The organism is uncultured Campylobacter sp., from assembly GCF_938045205.1.
Lineage (GTDB): Bacteria > Campylobacterota > Campylobacteria > Campylobacterales > Campylobacteraceae > Campylobacter_B.
Map to the genome: position 1 here is coordinate 1 of NZ_CALIMY010000071.1, position 1,209 is coordinate 1,209.

General features: G+C 50.2%; 1 protein-coding gene and 1 pseudogene. Both read right to left on the reverse strand.

Annotated elements, in window-relative coordinates:
* A pseudogene (locus tag Q0198_RS04185) lies at positions 1-284 on the reverse strand (hypothetical protein); the annotation flags it as partial.
* Positions 268-1,209: DNA adenine methylase (locus Q0198_RS04190; protein ID WP_297895359.1), on the reverse strand; the 942-nt coding region annotated here is incomplete at its 5' end. The pseudogene Q0198_RS04185 and the gene Q0198_RS04190, both read right to left, overlap by 17 nt.

Genomic DNA, 1,209 nt, shown 5'->3' on the forward strand with positions numbered 1-1,209 from the left:
CAGGTAAAATTCTCGCCGCCCTGATTAAAATTTTGAGCAAAATTCTTATTGGCAGAATTGAAATTTCGCGTAGAATTCTCGGCGTCCAAATTAAAATTCCGCCCAGAATTTTCGCCGCAAAAATTAGAATTTTTCATTGAGCTCTCGCCATCTGATTGCGGTAAATTTTTAGCGTCGTTCGCGCGCTCTAAATTTGCGCATAAAGCCGAGCTACACGCCAGCACCGCGCGGGCTTCGGCGGCGCTTTTGATGCCGCAAATTTTAATCTTACTTCTGTACGACATATAAAAATTCCGTCACGTAAAGCTCGCGCGCGTTTAAATTTCTGCTCGCGCGGTAGGTCGGATAGCGGATCTCTATCGTGCGCACGGAGCCGATTCGTGCGAGGTTTTTTAAAAATTCCTCTTTAGAGATAAAGCCCTCGGAATTAAAAGAGATTATTAAAAATTTCGCCGGAAATTCCGCCAGCAGCGCAAAAAATTCCTCCGCAGCGTTTGATTTTTTATTATATGCCGAGCGGTTCCAGTCTGCGGGGATCCCGGAAACCCTGCTAAGCTCCGCAGCATTTGGGCGCTTGCCATCGTTTATAAAATCCGTGATCAAATTTAGCATAAAATAGTTCGAGCCGTAGGGGTGCTGATTGTAGGGCGGGTCGAAATACGCGACGTCAAGCTGCGAAAAGCGCTCGCGCGCGCTCTGTGCAAAGCGCGCGGCATCCTCTTGGAAGACCGCGCTTTCGCAGGCAAAATTTGAAAGCACGGGCAGGCGCAGAGAAATCTCGCCCATTATGCGAGCTAGCGCGTTTTCGCCGCTGCCGCCGAACTTGCCCACGCCCGCTTTGTCCTTGTAAAAGCCCTTAAAAACGCCGCCCGTGTTTGAGTGGATGCTCGCCTCGCTAAGCAGCGGCGCGGTGAAAAAATTGCGAAATTTTTGCGGGATTTTACCGATCTGCTCGCAGAGCCCGCCCAAAATCAGGGCGTTTCGGCGCGTGTAAAAAGCGCGCTCGCCCACCTTGATATTCCGGTCGTCCTTCGGCGCGTACAGCTCGCTAAAAAAACTCTCAAGCGGCGTAAAATTTCTTAAAATTTCAGCGTGCAGCTCGCTCAAGTCTCGCCACAGCTCATCGCTAAAATTTGAAAGATAGCAGGAGTTTATCGCGCGCGAGTAGCCCTCCAGGTCGTTTGCGATCACGAGGTTTGAGTGCGCTTT